We start from the raw sequence: 1,443 nt of genomic DNA on the forward strand, positions 1-1,443 counted from the left end.
ATCAACCCGGTCAGCTGAGCTTGTTTGGGGAGGAAAGCCTGCCTGAAGAAGAAGCTGACTTACCCAGTTGAAACAGAAACGATTACCTATAAACGCAAGAAAGCTAAGGGAGTTCGTCAGGCTATTTTTAGTCAGTTCACTCCAGAGATTGTTCATCACGAATTACAGGGCGAAGACTGCACTTGTCCAGACTGTCATGGACAGTTGAAAGAGATTGGTTCTACTGTTCAACGACAAGAATTGGTCTTCATTCCCGCACAATTAAAGCGGATTGACCATGTTCAACACGCATACAAGTGTCAGGCATGTAGTCAGAAGAATCTAAGCGATAAGATTATCAAGGCTCCCGTTCCTAAGGCCCCTTTGGCACATAGCTTGGGTTCAGCTTCTATCATCGCCCACACCATTCACCAGAAATTCAATCTGAAGGTACCCAATTATCGTCAGGAAGAGGATTGGAACAAGCTTGGCTTGCCAATCAGTCGGAAGGAAATAGCCAACTGGCACATCAAGTCTAGTCAATATTATTTCGAGCCGATTTATAACCTGTTACACGAGAAATTGTTAGAGCAGCCTATTCTCCATGCGGATGAAACCTCCTACAAGGTCTTAGAAAATGATAGCCAGTTGACCTTCTACTGGACCTTCTTGTCTGGGAAGCACGAGAAAAAGGGAATTACCCTCTATCATCATGACAAACGTCGGAGTGGCTTAGTTGTGGAAAAATTTCTTGGGGATTATGCGGGCTACGTACATTGTGACATGTGGTCAGCTTATCGTCAATTAGACAAGGCTCAACTGGTTGGCTGTTGGGCTCATGTTAGACGAAAGTTCTTTGAGGCGACTCCTAAGAAGACAGACAAGACTTCTTTAGGAGCTAAGGGCTTAGCCTATTGCGACCGCCTGTTTACCTTAGAAAATGACTGGGCTGACTTATCTACTGAGGAACGATTACATAAACGCCAGACAGAGTTAGCCCCTTTGATGGACGAATTCTTTGACTGGTGTCGCAATCAGGCCGTCTTGCCAGGCTCCAAATTGGGCACTGCAATAGAGTATAGCCTCAAATACGAAACTACCTTCCGAACCGTTCTCTCGGATGGTGACTTAGTCCTGTCCAATAATATAGCTGAGAGGGCAATGAAGACTTTGGTTATGGGCCGTAAAAATTGGTTGTTTTCTCAGAGCTTTGAGGGAGCCAAGTCGACAGCTGTCATTCTGAGTCTTTTAGAAACTGCTAAGCGACATGGACTTGACGCAGAGAAATATATGACTTATCTTCTAGAACACTTACCTAACGAGGAGACGCTCGCAAAAAAAGAGGTGCTAGAGGCTTATTTGCCATGGGACAAAAATATTAAGAGAGTATGTAAATAGAAAAAGGTTCCAGAGTCGACAGGACTTTGGATCCTTTTTCAATATACCTTGTTATTGGGCGGTTAC

The 1,443-nt window shown here is 44.4% G+C and carries 1 protein-coding gene; it reads left to right on the top strand.

Going from position 1 to position 1,443, the window contains the following annotated elements; all coding sequences use genetic code 11:
• Positions 1–42: 42 nt before the first annotated feature.
• The gene (locus tag ACPC57_RS11500) at positions 43–1,377 is read left to right on the top strand and encodes an IS66-like element short variant transposase (RefSeq protein WP_434066999.1); all 1,335 of its coding nucleotides are present in this window, start codon (positions 43–45) and stop codon (positions 1,375–1,377) included.
• Positions 1,378–1,443 lie beyond the last annotated feature (66 nt).

Origin of the sequence: Streptococcus sp. VTCC 12886 (assembly GCF_049893425.1) — a bacterium.
GTDB classification, from domain to species: domain Bacteria; phylum Bacillota; class Bacilli; order Lactobacillales; family Streptococcaceae; genus Streptococcus; species Streptococcus suis_AA.